Raw genomic sequence first — 17,021 nt, forward strand, 5'->3', positions numbered from 1 at the left:
CCTGCGACGGGGTTACCCCTCCATGAGCGAGATCCGTGACCTGTCCAGCCACGAGCGCGAAGTGCTCGAGTTCCTTCTTCAGGGCGAGTGGGACGGCGCCGCCGCGCTCCGCGCCCAGCTGTCAACGGCCACCAGAGCGTGGTCGACAGACCGGGCTACCGCCTCGTTCGCCGTTGCCGTCACAGAGGACGCCCCGCGTGCCTCGGTCGACCTCGCGAAGGCACCCAGGATCGACGACCTCTACCTCAAGGTCGAGGACGGCGTTCTCGTGGGCGTGCAGTGCACCAGCAGCGCCCTGCCCAGCGTGGAGGAGCTCGCCGCCTAGAGCTCCCGCTTCATCTGCGTCGACGTCACGGCATAGCCGAGGGATTCGTACAGCTCGCGGGCCCCGCCGTTGTAGCCGAACACGTTGAGGCCAATAGTGCTGGCGCCGAGTCGTCTCGCCTCAGCGTGCCCGAGTTCGAGCGCGGCGCGCGCATAGCCCTTGCGGCGGTGCTGCTCGTGGATCTCGAGATCCCACACCCACCAGTCGCTCGCGGATTCTGCCGTCGGCCCGATCCAGAGGAAGCCGACCGCAGCATCCTCGACCACCACCTCGAAGACCCGATGGGTCTCAAGCAGCACACCGTCGGGGAAGTGCTCTGCCGCGGAGGCCGCTGCCTTTGCCTCCGCCACCTCACGGCTCTCGCCGCTGAGAATGCGTGCCTCGACGTACTCCCGATCGGCCGCCTCCAGCCACGGGCCCATGACCTCGGCACTCATCGGGCGCAGTGCTACGGGCACGATCACGCGATGTCGCGTGCCGGGCGCACCGCGAGGGCGGCAGCGCCCACGATGCCCGCGTTGTTGCGAAGCACGGCCGGCACGAGGGGTGCCGTTGTGGAGATGAGAGGAAGAAACTCCTCGTGGCTCTTCGAGACACCGCCACCGACGACGATGAGGTCGGGGGAGAAGAGCTTCTCGACGAGGGAGTAGAAGGTCTGCAGGTGACGGGCCCAGTGCGCCCAGTCCAGGTTCTTTCGCTCTTTGGCAGCGAAGGATGCCCGCCTCTCTGCGTCCTTGCCATCCATCTCGAGGTGGCCGAGCTCCGAGTTCGGCACCAGCACTCCGTCGTAGATGAAGGCACTGCCGATGCCGGTGCCGAGAGTCGTGAGGATGACGAGACCGGGCACGCCCTTCGCGGCGCCATAGCGCGCCTCGGCAACGCCGGCGGCATCCGCGTCGTTCACGAAGACGATGTTGCGGCCGAGCGCCTTCTCGAAGTACTGCTCTGCGTTGAAGCCGATCCACTCCTGCGACACATTGGCCGCCGACATCGTCGTGCCATGGCGCACGACGGCAGGAAAGCACACACCGACCGGTGTGCCCTCTGGAATACCGCCGAGCTGCGCGATGATCTCGAGCACGGTGGCGACGATGCCTGCGGGCTCGCCCCCCGCCGGTGTGTCCATCTTGATCCGCTCGCTCGCGAGCTCACCCGTGTCGAGATCGACCAGTGCTCCCTTGATGCCGGTTCCGCCGATGTCAATGCCGAGAGCGACTGTCATGCACCCATTCTCTCGTACGCGGCGTCGGGGCCGAGCAGCCCCGTCCCAGCCAGTAGGGTGATTGGGTGAGCTCCGCTGCGCCGACCGAGGATCCCACTGCCGCCCTACCCAGCAAGACCGCCATCTTTCCGCGGCTTCGTATCGGTCGCCGCTGGGTCAACCTCCTCTGGACGCTGCCGCTCGTCGCCCTCGGCCTGATAGCCCTCTTCGGCATCACGACCTGGCTGCGCACCCTTCCGGAGGTGCAGGCTTTCATCGAGCAGTATCCCGGCACCGTCGAGCGGTCCGAGCCGCAGGAGTTTCCGTGGTGGCTGCGCTGGCAGCACTGGCTCAACGTGATCTTCCTCGTGCCGATCGTGCGGGCCGGGCTGCAGGTGTGGGCAGGGCGACCTCGCGCCTACTGGTCGCATCCAGCCAGCCCTGGTCGCGACTGGTTGCGCATCCAGAGGGCATATCCCGCAGAGGGAGGCTGGTCGATGCGCGACGACGCCGTCACCTTGCACCGGCAGGTTGGCATTCCGGGAGGCACGCGTGCAGCCGGCGTCGGGCGACTCTGGCACCTGAGCATCGCCGTGCTCTGGGTGGCGAACGGCGTCGTCTTCTACGTGCTGCTGTTCTCCACCGGGCAGTGGCAGCGCACAGTGCCCACGTCGCTCGAGGTCTTCCCCAACGCGCTCAGCGCGATCGTGCAGTACGCGTCGTGGGACTTTCCGGCTCAGGATGCCTGGGTCTCCTACAACTCCGTGCAGCTGCTCAGCTACTTCGTGACGACCTTCGTCGCGGCACCGCTCGCGATCGTGACGGGAGCGGGCCACTCGCCTGTGCTGGCCAAGCGCCTTCCGTGGCTGAACTCCGAGGTGGCGAAGTCGCTGCACCTCTTCGTACTCGCGTGGTTCGTCGTCTTCACGATCCTCCACGTCACCCTCGTGCTCATCACGCACCCGCTCGAGAACCTCAACCACATCATCCTCGGCACGAACGACGCAGGGCTCGCCGGGCTCGTGCTCTTCCTCGTGATGATGGCAGTCGGAGCGGTCGTGTGGGCGCTGCTGTCGCCGCTCTCGACGAAGTATCCGAACGTGGTGCAGAGGGCCGGAGCGCGCATCCTCGGGCCGATCAACCGCTGGTTCTAAGGCAGCGTGAGCACCTCGACGCCGCGCTCGAGCACGACCATCGTGTGCTCGAACTGGGCGCTGTAGCTGCGGTCCTTCGTGACGACCGTCCAGTCGTCGGCCCACATCTCCCAGTCCTGCGATCCGAGCGTGAGCATCGGCTCGATCGTGAAGACCATGCCCTCCGCGATCTCTGTGTCGAACTTCGGGGCCGAGTCGTAGTGCGGAATGATGAGCCCGGAGTGAAATGCCTCGCCGACCCCGTGTCCGGTGAAGTCGCGAACCGTGTCGTAGCCGAAGCGCTGGGCATAGGACTGGATGGCACGCCCGATCACATTCACCTGTCGCCCGGGAGCCACGGCCTTCATTCCGCGCTCCAGTGACTCGCGGGTTCGCTCCACCAGCAGCGCTACCTCCGGGGCGACCTCGCCGACCGTGAACGTCACGTTGCTGTCGCCGTGCATGCCGTTCACATAGGCGGTGATGTCGATGTTGACGATGTCGCCATCCTCGAGCACGGTGTCGTCGGGGATGCCGTGGCAGATCACCTCGTTGACAGAGGTGCAGCTCGACTTGGGAAAGCCGCGGTAGCCGAGCGTCGACGGGTATGCACCCGCAGCGACGACGAACTCGTGGGCGATCTCGTCGAGCTCCTCTGTGGTGACACCGGGCCGCACGGCCGCGCCGACGGCGGCAATGGCCTGTGCGGCGATCCTGCCGGACTCGCGGATTCTCGCCACCGCATCCTCGTCATAGACGTCGCTGCCGGTGAATCGGCTTGGCGCAGCCTTGCCGACGTACTCGGGACGCTGGATGCCCTTCGGCACGGTTCGCATGGGGGAGACGCGGCCGGGAATCAGGTGGCCGTTGGAGTCGCGAGGCATAGGATCAAGCCTAGATTCCTGAGGAGGTCGACCATGACCGAGTGGTGGTACAACAACAAGACGAAGCAGGTCGAGGAAGGTCCGCAGTCGCTCGGCGTCGACCGCGACGGCCCATTCGCCACGCGTGCGGAGGCAGAGCGTGCCCCGGAGATCATCGCGGAGCGGGCACGCGCGTGGGCCGCGGAGGATGCGGACTCCGACTAGTCCCACCCCCCTTTCGGGGCAAATCCCTACCAGCGTGTTCTCAGGCTACGAATTAGGGAAGAATGCGAATTCACGGTGAGGGTGATTGGATCGTCCGCGCCGTCTACCAAGTAGTCGTGAAAGGCGCGTGAACGTCGTGATCCTCCAGAGTGCACTAGACAGGGTTGTCCGCACCCTTGTCGTTTCCATCGGGGTGGGGAGCGTGCTCTTCACGATTCTCGCCCTGCCCAGCATCATCCAGCAGCACACCCTGTTGAACCCCGTGTTCTCCGTCGCATCGGTCATCCTGTTCTGCGGGCTTCCGCCGGTCATGGCCGTTCTGTCGGTGCGGGTGCCGGTTCGCACGCTCCGCATCCTCGCCGGCGTCCACGCCGCCGGTACCCTGGTGATCGTTGCCCTGTGGGTGCCTGCGATGACAGTTCCGACGCTGGAAGACGGCTCGCTGCCGTGGGTGATCGGCATGATCACCGCCGCTGTGGTCGAGGCGGCTATCGCGGTTCCCTTCGCCATTGCGTGGGCCTACATGATCGTGCTGTCGCTTGCGAGCGGCGTCGTGCGGTTCATCACCTTCGGATCTCCGGATGCCTCTCAGGCGGTGCAGGACACGATCATGATCATCCTGATCAGCGGGTTCCTCATGTCGCTCGTGCAACTGACCCAGCTCGCCGGTCGGGAGCAGGATGCGGCGTCTATCGCCGCTCAGGAGCTCGCCACGACAACCGCGACAGAGCAGAAGCTCGAGCGCCAGCGCAACCGCTACCGCGGACTCACCCGCGACGACGTTGCGGCTACGCTGCGCGCCGCGATGAAGAACACCCCTGACTACCGCGAGTTCGCTCGTCGGCGGGCCGTCACGACACTCGAGTCGATGGGCAAGCTCTCGACCGATCTCCACCTCACGACGACGGTGCCCATCGCTGAGCTCGACTCGCAGCTGCGAGCGACAGCCATCTCGCACGACGTCTCCTACGCGAGCTCTCTTGCCTACTCCGACGGACCGACCGACGTTCCGGTCGAGGTTGCCGACGCCCTGGTCGAGGCTATGACCGAGGCGATGCGCAACAGCGGAACGCACGCCGCACACCGCGACGGGCGCATCGTGCACCGCACTGCGCGAGTGCGCCTGGTCGGACCTGGCGTCGAGGTCGTGGTGAAGGATGACGGCCGCGGATTCAATCCTCGTCGCGTCGGCATCGACCGCCTCGGCATTCGCCTCAATATCGTGCAACGTATGGACGAGCTGCCCGGAGGGTCCGCGGTCATCGACTCCGCCCCCGGTCGCGGCACCGTCGTGACTCTCGAGTGGAACGGAACGCACCGTGAACAATGACATCACCTCCATCCTGAGGCTCAACGGCTGGGCCGGACGCATCGTGCTGGTCTTCTATGGTGTCGGTACGACGATCGTCGCGTCGATGAACCTCGGCGGGCTCATCGAGCCGGTGATCGGCATCGCGGCGCTCGTGCTGTTCTGGGGCGGCCTTGCGCTGCTCGGGCTTCCGCAGGGTGAGCCGCTTGCTCTGCAGTGGACTCTCGGCATCGTCGTGATTGTCGGCCTCGTGACCGCCATCAGCAGCGGCAACATCGCGAATCCCGCGAACCCCGGCTTTGCTACCTGGCACCTCGGCGCGATGACCTTCCTCCTGTTCGTGCTGGCTCTGCGCGGGCGCCGGGGATACGCCTGGATCGGCTTCGCCACCCTCGCCGCGGTGTCGATCACGGTCGCAATCCTGGCCAATCAGGTGATCGCCAGCGTCATCAACGATGTGCTGCGCCAGTCGGCGACCCTCATCATCGGCACCCTCTTCGCCATCGTGCTGCGGCGCGCCACCCACACCATCTCGTCGATCCAGGCGAGCCAGCTGCGACTGGCCAAGCTGGCATCCGCCGCAGCTGACGCCACGGGCCAGAGCGCCGCAGAGAGCACGCGACTCGAGGCGGAGGCGCGCCCGGCACTCGAGCGGGTCATCGACCCCCGACCGTTCACGCAGCAGGAGCTCGACGCCTTCGCGGCGCTCGAGGCGAGCATGCGCTACGGCGTGCAGCCGCGTAGCCTCAGCGGCGACCGCATCGCCGAGGCGACGCGCAAGGCGAGCGAGCGCGGGCTCAACGTCACCCTGTTCGACGACAGAGGGTCCGCCCTGGCCGCCGACGACCGAACCCGGCTGGAGGAGGCGATGCTGCCGCTGCTCTCCGACCCCAAGGTGACATCGATCATCGCGCGCCTCAGCCCGGAGGGAACCGACGAGATCGCCACCGTTGTGGTCGAGGAGGCCGGGGCGTTCCGTCGAGTCGTCGTCACTCGGCCTGCTCTGCTTCGCACACCGGTGCAGGGCGGTGCGGTCTAGCACTCTTGACAGGCAACCAAACGGTTGCCTAATGTGACGGTGTGGACAGCATCTTCAACGCCCTTGGCGACCCGACCCGGGTGGCCATCGTCGTTGAGCTCGCTCGCCGAGACAACCAGAGCCTGTTCGAGCTGTGCACGCGGCTACTCGACGTGCACGGTCTCGGCCTCTCTCGGCAGGCGATCGCCAAGCACATCGCCGTGCTGAGTGAGGCGGGTGTCATTGCGGTGACACGCGTCGGTCGCACGAGCGTGCACGCGCTCGATCGAGCCGCAATCGCACGTGCGCGCGACTGGCTGGCTGCAATCGACAACGAAGGAGACTAGGCAGATGATCATCAACCTCATGGGCATCCATGTGAGCGACCAGGAGAAGGCGCTCGATTTCTACACGCGCGTGCTCGGCTTTGTGAAGAAGAACGACATCCCCCTCGGGGAGCACCGCTGGCTCACCGTCGTGTCGCCGGAGAACCCCGACGGTGTCGAGCTCGTGCTCGAGCCCGACGAGCACCCCGCAGCGAAGGCGTACACGAGTGCGCTCGTCGAGGACGGGATCCCGATCACGAGCTTCGCCGTCGACGATGCCGTCGCCGAGGCGGAGCTGCTGCGATCACGCGGGGCCGTCATCGTGCAGGAGCCGCTCTCGCAAGGCCCCGTCACCACGGCGATCATCGATGACACGGTCGGCAACCTCATCCAGATCGCGTCGATGAACTAGAGGCTGGGAACTAGAGGCTGCTAGTCCTCGTACTCGTGCTCTGGCGCGGGGTAGGCGCCACCCTCGACGTCTTTGCGGTACTCGGTCACGGCTTCCGTGAGCACCTCGGCGAGGTTGGCGTACTTGCGCACGAACTTGGGAACGCGACCGGTGGTGAGCCCTGCCCAGTCTGTCCAGACGAGAAGCTGGCCATCTACGTGCGGACCAGCGCCGACACCGATCGTCGGGATCTTCAGCTCTTTGGTGACCTGTGCGGCCACTGCAGAGGGAACCATCTCGAGCACGACGGCGAAGGCGCCCGCGTCTTCCACGGCATGGGCGTCTTCGAGCAGCTGCGCCGCCTTCTCGCCCCGGCCCTGGATCAGGTGCCCACCGAGACCGTGCTCGCTCTGCGGGGTGAAGCCGATGTGCGCCATGACGGGGATCCCGGCGGAGACGATTCGGCGGATCTGCTCAGCGCTGCGCACGCCGCCCTCGAGCTTGACCGCGTGCGCGTGCGTCTCCTTCATGAAGCGGAACGCGGTGTGCAGCGCTTCGTCGGGGCTCGTCTCGTAGGAGCCGAACGGCATATCGGCGACCACGAACGCCCGCTTGACGGCGTTGCTGACGGCGCGGGTGAGCGGAATCAGCTCATCGACCGTGACAGGCAGCGTCGTGTCGTAGCCGAGAACGTTGTTGCCGGCAGAGTCGCCGACCAGCAGGAAGTCGATTCCTGCAGCATCGAAGATGGATGCCGTCAGCTGGTCGTAGGAGGTGAGCCCGGTGAACTTGAGACCGGTCTCCTTCGCATTCTGAAAGTGACGGGTACGGACGCGCTTCAGCGGCTCAGCCATGCGACAACCCTAGTTGCTCTCGTAGCCCTAGTTGCTCGGTCGGTAGGTGATCGGAAGGCGCCGGTCGCGGCCGAATGCCATGCCGCTGATCTTGGGGCCGATGGCGCCCTGGCGGCGCTTCCACTCCGAGCGGTCGACGAGTCCGGTGACGAAGTCGACGGTCTCGCGGTCGAATCCGAGGGCGATGATGTCGTCGTGCCCGAGCGCCTTCGTGACGTAGGCGTCGAGGATCGCGTCAAGCAGCTCGTAGGGCGGCAGCGTGTCCTGATCGGTCTGGTCTGGCCGCAGTTCCGCGCTCGGCGGCTTGGAGATGGAAGCCTCGGGGATCGGGGGAGTCTCGCCCCGGGCGGCGGCATCCGCGTTCCTCCACTTCGCGAGCTGCCAGACGAGGAGCTTCGGCACGTCCTTGATCGGTGCGAAGCCGCCGGCAGAGTCGCCGTAGATCGTCGAGTAGCCGACCGAGAGCTCCGTCTTGTTGCCGGTCGTCAGCACAAGGTGGCCGTGCATGTTCGACTCGCCCATGAGGATGATCGCCCGGATGCGCGCCTGCAGGTTCTCTGCCGCCGTTCCCGTCAGCGCGAGGCCGTCCTCGATCGGCTGCACGAAGTCGGCGATGGCCTGCACCGAGTACCGCAGCCCGAGATTGTCTGCCAGGTCGTCGGCGTCGGTGCGCGAGCCCTCTGAGCTGTAGCGGCTCGGCATGCTCACGCCGTAGACGTTCTGCGCTCCGATGGCGTCGGCGGCGATTGCGGCGCAGACGGCACTGTCGATTCCGCCGGATAGCCCGAGGATGACAGAGCGGAAGCCGTTCTTGCGCACGTAGTCACGGGTGCCGAGCACGAGCGCGTTCCACATGAGGTCGAGGTCGTCGCGCTCCGGTGCCTCGTCGACCACAACCGGAGATGATCGGCGGTTCGTGTGGGCAAGCGTCACGTGGGCGACGTTATCGACGAGGTCTGGCTCGCCGGCGTCAGGGAGGTCGAGGTCGACGACGAGCAGGTGCTCCTCGAACTGCGGTGCTCTGGCGAGGACGCGACCGGCGCCGCCGACCACGACGCTGTCGCCGTCGAAGACGAGGTCGTCCTGGCCGCCGACGATGTTGACGTACGCGACGGTCGTCGCATTCTCCATCGCTCGTCGGGTGACGAGAGGCAGGCGCACCTCGTCTTTGTCGCGCTCGTACGGTGAGGCGTTGATGACGAGCAGCAGGCCGGCGTCGGAGGCGAGCACGCGGCTGACGGGGCCGCCCTCGCGCCAGAGGTCCTCGCAGATGATGAGGGCGATGTCCGCGCCCTTCAGTCGCAGCACGAGCAGCTCGTCACCGGGAATGAAGATGCGGTACTCGTCGAAGACCGAGTAGTTGGGCAGGTGGTGCTTCGCATACCTGGCCTTGACGTGGCCGTGCTGCAGGATGCTCGCGCAGTTCTGCGCGATAGCCGTCGGTGCGTTCGAGGTGCCGAGCAGTCGAGGCTCGAACGGGCCGTCAGGATGACCGACGACGACGGGAAGGTCGCCGAGGCCCTCATCCTGCAGCCGCTTCGCGAGAGCCACGACAGCGGCCCGGGAGGAGGCGAGAAAGCTCGGTCGCGATGCCAGATCCTCGATGGGGTACCCGCTGATCGCCATCTCGCCGAGGGCCAGCAGATCGGCCCCAGCAGCGCTCGCGCGGCGGGCCGCATCGACGATCTGGCTGGAGTTGCCGTGCAGGTCTCCGACGATCGGGTTGGTCTGGGCGAGTGCTAAGCGGAGACTGACCATAGCCAGTAGCCTAATAGCGACTTATCAAGACCCTGAGGGAGCCCAACAGTGGTGGACAAGCAAAGAGACTTCGTGCTTCGCACAATCGAAGAACGAGGCATCAAGTTCATCCGACTGTGGTTCACGGATGTCGTCGGCACGCTGAAGAGCGTCGCGATCGCACCGGCAGAGGTCGAGGGCGCCTTCGCTGAAGGACTTGGATTCGACGGCTCCGCCATCGAGGGCTTCACCCGCGCCTATGAGGCGGACATGCTCGCCCACCCCGACCCGACCACGTTCCAGATCCTCCCGTGGCGCGGCGAGATCGACCCGACCGCGCGCATGTTCTGCGACATCACCACGCCCGACGGCCAGCCGGCGATCAGCGACCCTCGCAATGCGCTCAAGCGGGCTCTCGCGAAGGCCGCCGACCGCGGCTTCACGTTCTACACGCACCCAGAGATCGAGTTCTACCTGCTCAAGAGCTCGAAGTACGGCCCCGACGGCCCAGAGCCTGTCGACCACGCCGGGTTCTTCGACAATGTTCCCGGCGGCACGGCACACGACTTCCGCCGCCGCTCGGTGCGCATGCTCGAAGACCTCGGAATCTCGGTGGAGTTCAGCCACCACGAGGCCGGCCCCGGCCAGAACGAGATCGACCTTCGCTATGCCGACGCCCTCACGACGGCCGACAACATCATGACCTTCCGCACCGTCATCAAAGAGGTCGCGATCGAGCAGGGCGTCTACGCGACGTTCATGCCAAAGCCCATGTCTGGTCACCCTGGGTCGGGCATGCACACCCACATGTCGCTCTTCGAGGGCGACACGAACGCGTTCTACGACCCCAGCGGCCACTACCAGCTCTCGAAGATCGGCCGCCAGTTCGTCGCGGGCCTCCTCAAGCACGCCCCGGAGATCACCGCAGTCACCAACCAGTACGTCAACTCGTACAAGCGTCTATGGGGTGGAGACGAGGCTCCGAGCTTTGTCACCTGGGGCCACAACAACCGCTCCGCCCTCGTGCGCGTTCCGCTCTACAAGCCCAACAAGGGCCAGAGCGCCCGCGTCGAGTACCGCGCCATCGACTCGGCCGCCAACCCCTACCTCGCCTTCTCGCTGCTGCTTGCGGCGGGGCTCAAGGGCATCGAAGAGGGCTACGAGCTGCCAGCAGAGGCAGAGGACAACGTCTGGGAGCTGACCGACTCCGAGCGCCGCGCGCTCGGCTACAGCCAGCTGCCGGCGAGCCTCGACCACGCGGTGTCGCTCATGGAGGACAGCGAGCTCGTGGCGGAAACCCTCGGCGAGCAGGTGTTCAACTTCGTGCTGCTCAACAAGCGCCGCGAGTGGGCCCAGTATCGCGCCCAGGTGACGCCGTTCGAATTGGAGAGCAACCTCGACATCCTGTAGTCGGATTGCCTGAAGCATGCCGCGTTCCACTACGACTCTCACCGATCTCGCAAGGCTCGGCTTCACCGAGCTGAGCGAGGCGAGTGCGCGCATTGCCCTCGTCGGTGCTGAATCACTGCTGTCGCACTTTGCGCGCGCAGCCGACCCCGACCAGGCACTGCTGCTGCTCGGACGCCTGCGCGAGCAGGCCCCGGCGCAGCTCGCGGAGCTGCTCGCGTCGGAGCCTGCCGCCGAGCGCCTCATCCAGGTGCTCGGGGCCTCCCAGGGTCTCGGTGACTTCCTGCTGCGGCGACCAGATGAGCTCGCAGCACTGAGCGTGGCTCTGACCATCCCACCGGGGGCCGAGGAGTACCGCGCATCCCTGCTCGCGGCCGTGGCAGGGCTCACGGGGGACCCCGCCGTCGTCGCACTGCGCGTGCGCTACCGGCGCCACCTGCTGCAGCTGACGGCGTGGGACCTCGCTAGCCACGACCCTCTCGCTGCTGTCTCGGTCGTGTCGGCCGCCCTCGCCGACCTCGCGGGAGCCGCGCTCGACGCCTCTCTTGCGGTTGCCCGGGTCTCCAGCCGGTTCCCGGCAGAGCAGGTCGCCGAGGCGCGGCTTGCGATCATCGGCATGGGCAAGGCGGGCGCGCGCGAGCTCAACTATGTGAGCGATGTCGACGTCATCTTCGTCGGCGACGGTCCGCTCGAGGTGGCCACCCAGCTGGCGATGCAGACCATGCGCGGCATCCATGAGCTCGGCTTCGAGCCGGAGCTGTGGGAGGTCGACGCGAACCTGCGGCCAGAGGGCAAGGATGGCGCCCTGGTGCGCACGCTCGAGTCGCACGTCGCGTACTACGAGCGGTGGGCATCGAGCTGGGAGTTCCAGGCGCTGCTCAAGGCGCGCCCGCTCGCTGGCGACCTCGAGCTCGGAGAGGCGTACTCCGCCGCGATTGCCCCGTTCGTGTGGTCGTCGGCTTCGCGCGAGGGCTTCGTCGAGTCGGTTCAGCGGATGCGCGAACGGGTGACAGCGCATATTCCGGCCGACCAGGTCGACGTGCAGCTCAAGCTCGGACCGGGCGGATTGCGCGACGTCGAGTTCACCATCCAGCTGCTCCAGCTCGTGCACGGCCAGGTCGACCCCGATGTCCGCCAGGGTGGCTCCCTGCTCGCGCTTGTGGCACTCGCCGACCAGGGCTACATCGGCCGGGTCGAGGCCACAGAGTTCTCGCGCGACTATCGCTTTCTCCGCCTGCTCGAGCACCGGCTGCAGCTGGCTCAGCTGCGACGAACCCACCTCATGCCGCGCGACGAGGAGGCGCTTCGCGTGCTTGCGCGGTCGACCGGTATCGCCTCGAGCGCGAGCGAGCTCGTCGATCGCTGGCAGCAGACCAAGCAGGCGGTTCGCCACCTGCATGAGCGCCTGTTCTACCGGCCGCTGCTCTCCGCCGTCGCCGCATTGCCGGAGGAGGGCTTCTCACTCAGCAGCGAGCAGGCCACGGCGCGGCTCGCGGCCATCGGCTTCCGCGACCCGGCCGGAGCGCTTCGGCACATCGCTGCCCTCACCGGGGGAGTCTCTCGCCGTGCGGCGATTCAGCGCGCGCTGCTTCCGGTCATGCTGGCGTGGTTCGCCGAGGGCGCAGACCCCGACCACGGACTCCTCGCGTTTCGCCGCCTCAGCGACGACCTCGGAGAGGCGTACTGGTTCCTCCGCATGCTGCGCGACTCCTCGGCCGCAGCGCAGCGCCTTACCCACGTGCTCTCCGGCTCGCGATTCGTCGGCGACCTGTTCGAGCGCATCCCCGAGGCGGCGGCGTGGCTGGAGAACGACGAGGAGCTGCGGCCTCGGTCAGCCGCGTCGCTGATCGAGGAGGCGCGCGCGACAGTCGCTCGGCACCACGACGACCCGGATGCCGCATCCCTTGCCCTGCGCACGGCGCGCCGTCGCGAGGTGCTGCGCCTTGCCCTTGGCGCCATCCTCGACGTCATCAGCGTCGCGGAGATCGGACCGGGCCTCAGCGACATCACCACCGCCCTGCTCACCGGGATGCTCGACATCGTGCACCGATACGGCGACGGCATCGAGTTCGCCGTCATCGCCATGGGCAGGTACGGGGGAGCGGAACTGGGCTTCGGCTCCGACGCCGATGTCATCTACGTCTACCGCGCGGTCGGCGCAACCGATGAGGAGGCGCAGTCGCGTGCTGAGGGGATCGTGCGCGGCCTCAAGCAGTACACAGAAGACCTTCGACTGCCGCTCGACCTCGACATCAACCTGCGCCCGGAGGGCAAGAACGGCGCCGTGGTGCGTTCTCTCGAGTCCTACCGCGCCTACTACGCCCGCTGGTCGCTCACCTGGGAGGCGCAGGCCCTGCTGCGTGCGCGAGGGGTGGTCGGGGAGCAGTCGCTCATCCACGACTTCGAGGCTCTCGCCGACGAGGTGCGATACCCCGCGGCCATCACAGACAACGAGGTGCGCGAGGTCAAGCGCATCAAGGCGCGGGTCGAGGCGGAGCGCCTTCCCCAGGCCGCCGACCCTGCGCGTCACCTCAAACTCGGGCGCGGATCCCTCAGCGATGTCGAGTGGTTCGTTCAGCTGCTGCAACTGCAGCACGGCCACGACGTTCCCGCCTTGCGCACGACCTCGACGCTCGGCGCGCTGGAGGTGGCGGAAGACGCGGGGCTCGTCTCGCCAATCGACCACGCTCGGCTCAAGGCGGCGTGGATCCTCGCCTCCCGGGTTCGCTCCGCCCTCACCCTCTGGACCTCGAAGACAATCGATGTGCTGCCGACCGACCGTGCGCAGCTCGAAGGTGTCGCCCGCATCCTCAACTACCCGCCCGGGTCGGCCACCCGCCTCGAGGATGACTACCTCCGCACCACCCGGCTTGCCCGTGGTGTCTTCGAGCGGGTCTTCTACGGCACGAAGAGCGGGCCGGCCTCGACCGCGTAGGGGTTATCGAATCGGTACGCGCTGGGCAATACCCGCCTCTAGGCTTCGAGCATGAGTCGGATTCGTCGTAAGGGAGCTGCATTTGTCGTCGCTGCAAGCGTGCTCCTTCTGCTCTCCGCGTGCACCCCGGGGGTGACCCAGCACTGGCGCCTGACCAGCGACGGGGAGCTGAGCACCGCGTGGTGTGACAACCGCACGATCGACGCGCTCACCGTGACCTTCGTTGCGAACACGAGCGAGGGAGCAGCACCCTCCCAGACCTACACCGTGTCGGGTCCGGCGGTGTTCGTGAAGGAGGGCCAGGTTGTCTCACTGTCGCAGGTTGCCCCGGGCTGGACGACCCCACCGGCCATCGACACCGGTGCCGACTGGTATGCGATCACGATCGAGAGCACACGTGGCGCGACGGTCGACTACGCGGGGTATGTGGAGAGAGTCGACCTCGACATAGACGAGTGGGTTGCCTCACCGGAAGGCGGTTTCGCCACCGTCTCGTGTGAGCGCGAGGACGGGACCGTATAACCCAGACGGGCCGCCCTCCCGAAGGAGAACGGCCCGTGTGGTCAAGCAGGTGAAGCCTAGACGCCGAAGTACAGCTCGTACTCGAAGGGGTGCGGACGCTGCGCGAAGGGGAGGAGCTCCTTCTCGCGCTTGTAGTCGACCCAGGTCTCGATGAGGTCCTTCGTGAACACGCCGCCCTCGAGGAGGTAGTCGTGGTCGGCCTCGAGAGCGCGCAGCGCCTCCTCGAGCGAAGCGGGAACCTGCGGGATCAGCTTGGCCTCCTCGGGGGGAAGCTCGTAGAGGTCCTTGTCGACGGGCTCGTGCGGCTCGATCTTGTTCTTGATGCCGTCGAGGCCAGCCATGAGCTGGGCGGCGAAGGCGAGGTACGGGTTGCCGGAGGCGTCGGGCGCGCGGAACTCGATGCGCTTGGCCTTCGGGTTGGTGCCCGTGATCGGGATGCGGATCGAGGCAGAGCGGTTGCCGGCCGAGTAGACCAGGTTGACGGGGGCCTCGAAGCCCGGGATGAGGCGGTGGTAGGAGTTCACCGTCGGGTTGGTCCACGCGAGCACCGAGGGAGCGTGCTTGAGCAGTCCGCCGATGTACCAGCGGGCGAGGTCGGAGAGTCCGCCGTAGCCCTTCTCGTCGTAGAACAGCGGCTCTCCGCCGTTCCACAGCGACTGGTGGGTGTGCATTCCAGAACCGTTGTCGCCCATGAGCGGCTTCGGCATGAAGGTCGCGACCTTGCCCCACTGCTCTGCAACGTTCTTGACGATGTACTTGAACTTGAGGATGTCGTCTGCCGCGTTGACGAGGGTGTCGAAGCGGTAGTTGATCTCGCCCTGGCCAGCGGTGCCGACCTCGTGGTGGGCGCGCTCGAGGATGAGGCCGGCGTCGATCAGCTTGAGGCTGATGTCGTCACGGAGGTCGGCGTGCTTGTCGACCGGGCTGACCGGGAAGTAGCCGCCCTTGAACGGCGTCTTGTTGGCGAGGTTGCCCCCCTCCTCGACGCGGCCGGAGTTCCAGGCTGCCTCCTCGGAGTCGACCTCGTAGAAGCTCTTGTTCTGCTTCACCTCGTAGCGCACGTCGTCGAAGATGTAGAACTCCGCCTCTGGCGCGAAGAACGCGGTGTCGGCGATGCCCGTGGAGGCGAGGTAGCGCTCCGCCTTCTTGGCAACCTGGCGGGGGTCGCGCGAGTAGATCTCGCCGTTACGCGGGTTGTAGATGTCGAAGATGATGATGAGCGTGCGCTCGACACGGAAGGGGTCGACGTAGGCCGTGGTGACATCCGGGATGAGCTGGAGGTCGGACTCGTGGATCGACTGGAATCCACGGATCGAGGAGCCGTCGAACAGCTGGCCGACGGAGAAGAACTCCTCGTCGACGGTGAATGCCGGGATGTTGAAGTGCTGCTGGATACCGGGCAGGTCGGTGAAGCGGATGTCAACGAACTTGACGTCGGTGTCCTTGATGAACTTCAGGATCTCGGACGAGTCTTTGAACTTGGGGGTGGGCATGGGACGAACTCCAAAGGGTGCCAGAGCGAGGGCGACTGCAAACCACAGCCTCCAGCGAGGCTATTGGGGTGCCGTTTCGCCGTAGTGACGCAAATGTTTCCGGCATGTTACGCGTTCCGCCGCGACTAGCATTGCCGGGTGACCAACCCGCAGAGAACAGCCCGAGAATGGCCGGGAAAAGGCCTCGGACTTCCGGAGACGGGGCCACGATCGGTTGGCCGTCTCGGCCGACGGGTTGTGGCCATCCTCATCGACTGGGGTGTGGCGACCGGTGTCGGATGGGTGTTCCTCGGGGGAGACGGCTTCGGCATCCTCGCGGTGTTCGCCGTGCTGCAGGTGCTGTTCATCTCGACACTCAGCGGCAGTATCGGCCACCTTGTCGTCGGGCTCCGCGTCGTGCCGCTTGCCCCGAAGTGGGTCGGCGTGGTTCGACCGCTCGTGCGCACCGTCCTGCTGTGCCTGCTCATTCCCGCGGTGATCTTCGACCGCGACCAGCGTGGCCTACACGACCAGCTCGCCGGAACGGTGCTGGTGCGGCGCTAGGCTCAGCGCGCGCGCTGCGACCGTGCCTTCATCGGGTCGATGCCCTTGGGAATCGGCATGGCGCCCCCCTTGGTCAGCGACTGCAGGCGGTTGCCCACCGTGTAGATCTCCTGCTTGCGCAGCGCGGGCTTCAGCTTGCCGAGCTCGCGGGTGATGCGGTACAGCGGAGTCGAGTCTTCATCGGGGCCGACGTAGATGAAGCTGATCGGCACGTTGGGCACGATGCGGGCGATCTTGCGTCGTTCGTCTTCGAGCATGCGCTGCGTGCGGCTGCGCGGCCCCTCGCCGAACAGCACGATGCCGCCGCGACCGATGGCGCGGTAGACCGCATCCCGGGTCTTGGGGGAGATGTTGACGGGCATCTCGCTGCCGGTCCAGCTGCGACGCAGGCCCGTCTTGAGGACAGCGCCGACGGCACCCGGCTGGCCCTCGATCTGGGAGTAAGCGGCACGCTCGGCGCGGCGGCCGAGGATGATGATGGCGACCAGCAGGCCGGCGAACACACCGACGATGATGTACAGCACGAAGAACACCGGCTGGCCAGGGGCGAGCAGGAAGCCGAGGATGAGACCGCCGGCGAGCGGGCCGAGGAAGCCGGCCAGCAGCATCCAGGTGACCGACGGGTCGTGGCGCTGCGTCATGCGCAGCACCTGCCAGATCTGAACGAGGCGGTTGGGCTCCTTGTTCGGGTCCTTGATCTTCTTCGGTCTCGGTTCGCGTGCCATGGTTTCTAAGATAC

Annotated in this window: 18 protein-coding genes; 11 read left to right on the plus strand and 7 right to left on the minus strand. The window is 66.6% G+C overall.

The window, feature by feature from the left end; all coding sequences use genetic code 11:
* Positions 1-22 precede the first annotated feature (22 nt).
* A complete protein-coding gene (locus AC14A7_RS03510; protein WP_484006499.1) occupies positions 23-325 on the plus strand; it encodes a hypothetical protein in 303 nt (100 codons plus the stop codon).
* On the opposite strand, the gene AC14A7_RS03515 is transcribed toward AC14A7_RS03510, so the two are convergent.
* Together AC14A7_RS03515 and ppgK are read right to left on the minus strand one after the other, a co-directional pair.
* Entirely contained in the window at positions 322-789 is a 468-nt protein-coding gene (locus AC14A7_RS03515) for a GNAT family N-acetyltransferase (protein ID WP_484006500.1), read from the minus strand. The genes AC14A7_RS03510 and AC14A7_RS03515 overlap by 4 nt on opposite strands.
* The gene (gene ppgK, locus AC14A7_RS03520; RefSeq protein ID WP_484006501.1) at positions 786-1,547 is read right to left on the minus strand and encodes a polyphosphate--glucose phosphotransferase; all 762 of its coding nucleotides are present in this window, start codon (positions 1,545-1,547) and stop codon (positions 786-788) included. The genes AC14A7_RS03515 and ppgK overlap by 4 nt, the downstream gene beginning before the upstream one ends.
* A 65-nt stretch (positions 1,548-1,612) precedes the next feature.
* On the opposite strand from ppgK, the gene AC14A7_RS03525 reads away from it, so the two are divergent.
* A complete protein-coding gene (locus AC14A7_RS03525; protein WP_484006502.1) occupies positions 1,613-2,680 on the plus strand; it encodes a cytochrome b/b6 domain-containing protein in 1,068 nt (355 codons plus the stop codon).
* Here AC14A7_RS03525 and map read toward each other — a convergent pair.
* Complete coding sequence (gene map / locus AC14A7_RS03530) at positions 2,677-3,543, minus strand: type I methionyl aminopeptidase (protein WP_484006503.1); 867 nt, start codon at positions 3,541-3,543, stop codon at positions 2,677-2,679. The genes AC14A7_RS03525 and map overlap by 4 nt on opposite strands.
* 33 nt (positions 3,544-3,576) lie before the next feature.
* Between map and AC14A7_RS03535 the strand changes: the two genes are divergently transcribed.
* The 5 genes from AC14A7_RS03535 (at position 3,577) to AC14A7_RS03555 (ending at position 6,812) form a co-directional block, all read left to right on the plus strand.
* The gene (locus tag AC14A7_RS03535) at positions 3,577-3,747 is read left to right on the plus strand and encodes a methionine aminopeptidase (protein WP_484006504.1); all 171 of its coding nucleotides are present in this window, start codon (positions 3,577-3,579) and stop codon (positions 3,745-3,747) included.
* A gap of 202 nt (positions 3,748-3,949) precedes the next feature.
* Entirely contained in the window at positions 3,950-5,077 is a 1,128-nt protein-coding gene (locus AC14A7_RS03540; protein ID WP_484006505.1) for a sensor histidine kinase, read from the plus strand.
* Positions 5,067-6,095, plus strand: coding sequence for a hypothetical protein (locus AC14A7_RS03545; RefSeq protein WP_484006506.1), 1,029 nt, complete (start codon positions 5,067-5,069; stop codon positions 6,093-6,095). Before AC14A7_RS03540 ends, AC14A7_RS03545 begins: the two co-directional genes overlap by 11 nt.
* 41 nt (positions 6,096-6,136) lie before the next feature.
* On the plus strand, positions 6,137-6,421 hold the full coding sequence (locus AC14A7_RS03550; RefSeq protein WP_484006507.1) for an ArsR/SmtB family transcription factor: 285 nt from the start codon (positions 6,137-6,139) through the stop codon (positions 6,419-6,421).
* Between the two features lie 4 nt (positions 6,422-6,425).
* Positions 6,426-6,812, plus strand: a complete 387-nt coding sequence (locus tag AC14A7_RS03555) for a VOC family protein (RefSeq protein WP_484006508.1) — start codon at positions 6,426-6,428, stop codon at positions 6,810-6,812.
* A gap of 20 nt (positions 6,813-6,832) precedes the next feature.
* On the opposite strand, the gene panB is transcribed toward AC14A7_RS03555, so the two are convergent.
* Positions 6,833-7,645, minus strand: coding sequence for a 3-methyl-2-oxobutanoate hydroxymethyltransferase (gene panB / locus AC14A7_RS03560; RefSeq protein WP_484006509.1), 813 nt, complete (start codon positions 7,643-7,645; stop codon positions 6,833-6,835).
* A gap of 27 nt (positions 7,646-7,672) precedes the next feature.
* Positions 7,673-9,403, minus strand: a complete 1,731-nt coding sequence (locus AC14A7_RS03565; RefSeq protein WP_484006510.1) for an NAD+ synthase — start codon at positions 9,401-9,403, stop codon at positions 7,673-7,675.
* Positions 9,404-9,454: 51 nt separating this feature from the next.
* Between AC14A7_RS03565 and glnA (AC14A7_RS03570) the strand changes: the two genes are divergently transcribed.
* From glnA (AC14A7_RS03570) to AC14A7_RS03580, 3 genes are read left to right on the plus strand one after another with little or no spacing between them, the layout of a single operon-like run.
* Positions 9,455-10,792 (plus strand): type I glutamate--ammonia ligase, encoded by a 1,338-nt coding sequence (gene glnA / locus AC14A7_RS03570; RefSeq protein ID WP_484006511.1) that lies wholly within the window; start codon positions 9,455-9,457, stop codon positions 10,790-10,792.
* 16 nt (positions 10,793-10,808) lie between these two features.
* Complete coding sequence (locus AC14A7_RS03575) at positions 10,809-13,724, plus strand: bifunctional [glutamine synthetase] adenylyltransferase/[glutamine synthetase]-adenylyl-L-tyrosine phosphorylase (RefSeq protein WP_484006512.1); 2,916 nt, start codon at positions 10,809-10,811, stop codon at positions 13,722-13,724.
* Between the two features lie 51 nt (positions 13,725-13,775).
* Positions 13,776-14,246: a hypothetical protein gene (locus AC14A7_RS03580; protein WP_484006513.1), complete on the plus strand. Its 471-nt coding sequence runs from the start codon at positions 13,776-13,778 to the stop codon at positions 14,244-14,246.
* Positions 14,247-14,302: 56 nt separating this feature from the next.
* On the opposite strand, the gene glnA (AC14A7_RS03585) is transcribed toward AC14A7_RS03580, so the two are convergent.
* Positions 14,303-15,739 (minus strand): type I glutamate--ammonia ligase, encoded by a 1,437-nt coding sequence (gene glnA / locus AC14A7_RS03585; RefSeq protein ID WP_484006514.1) that lies wholly within the window; start codon positions 15,737-15,739, stop codon positions 14,303-14,305.
* A 138-nt stretch (positions 15,740-15,877) separates the two neighbouring features.
* On the opposite strand from glnA (AC14A7_RS03585), the gene AC14A7_RS03590 reads away from it, so the two are divergent.
* A complete protein-coding gene (locus tag AC14A7_RS03590) occupies positions 15,878-16,282 on the plus strand; it encodes an RDD family protein (RefSeq protein ID WP_484006515.1) in 405 nt (134 codons plus the stop codon).
* Between the two features lie 2 nt (positions 16,283-16,284).
* Here the strand turns inward: AC14A7_RS03590 and AC14A7_RS03595 are convergent, their stop codons facing one another.
* Positions 16,285-17,007, minus strand: coding sequence for a DUF4191 domain-containing protein (locus AC14A7_RS03595; RefSeq protein WP_484006516.1), 723 nt, complete (start codon positions 17,005-17,007; stop codon positions 16,285-16,287).
* Positions 17,008-17,021 lie beyond the last annotated feature (14 nt).

It is taken from the genome of Conyzicola sp. (assembly GCF_057073975.1).

What these genes read in the sequence shown, in the direction of transcription:
- ppgK (WP_484006501.1), bottom strand. Translation starts at nt 1,547, where the DNA reads ATGACAGTCGCTCTCGGCATTGACATCGGCGGAACCGGCATCAAGGGA.
- map (WP_484006503.1), bottom strand. Translation starts at nt 3,543, where the DNA reads ATGCCTCGCGACTCCAACGGCCACCTGATTCCCGGCCGCGTCTCCCCC.
- AC14A7_RS03580 (WP_484006513.1), top strand. Translation starts at nt 13,776, where the DNA reads ATGAGTCGGATTCGTCGTAAGGGAGCTGCATTTGTCGTCGCTGCAAGC.
- AC14A7_RS03595 (WP_484006516.1), bottom strand. Translation starts at nt 17,007, where the DNA reads ATGGCACGCGAACCGAGACCGAAGAAGATCAAGGACCCGAACAAGGAG.
- AC14A7_RS03565 (WP_484006510.1), bottom strand. Translation starts at nt 9,403, where the DNA reads ATGGTCAGTCTCCGCTTAGCACTCGCCCAGACCAACCCGATCGTCGGA.
- AC14A7_RS03555 (WP_484006508.1), top strand. Translation starts at nt 6,426, where the DNA reads ATGATCATCAACCTCATGGGCATCCATGTGAGCGACCAGGAGAAGGCG.
- AC14A7_RS03575 (WP_484006512.1), top strand. Translation starts at nt 10,809, where the DNA reads ATGCCGCGTTCCACTACGACTCTCACCGATCTCGCAAGGCTCGGCTTC.
- AC14A7_RS03510 (WP_484006499.1), top strand. Translation starts at nt 23, where the DNA reads ATGAGCGAGATCCGTGACCTGTCCAGCCACGAGCGCGAAGTGCTCGAG.
- glnA (WP_484006514.1), bottom strand. Translation starts at nt 15,739, where the DNA reads ATGCCCACCCCCAAGTTCAAAGACTCGTCCGAGATCCTGAAGTTCATC.
- panB (WP_484006509.1), bottom strand. Translation starts at nt 7,645, where the DNA reads ATGGCTGAGCCGCTGAAGCGCGTCCGTACCCGTCACTTTCAGAATGCG.
- AC14A7_RS03535 (WP_484006504.1), top strand. Translation starts at nt 3,577, where the DNA reads ATGACCGAGTGGTGGTACAACAACAAGACGAAGCAGGTCGAGGAAGGT.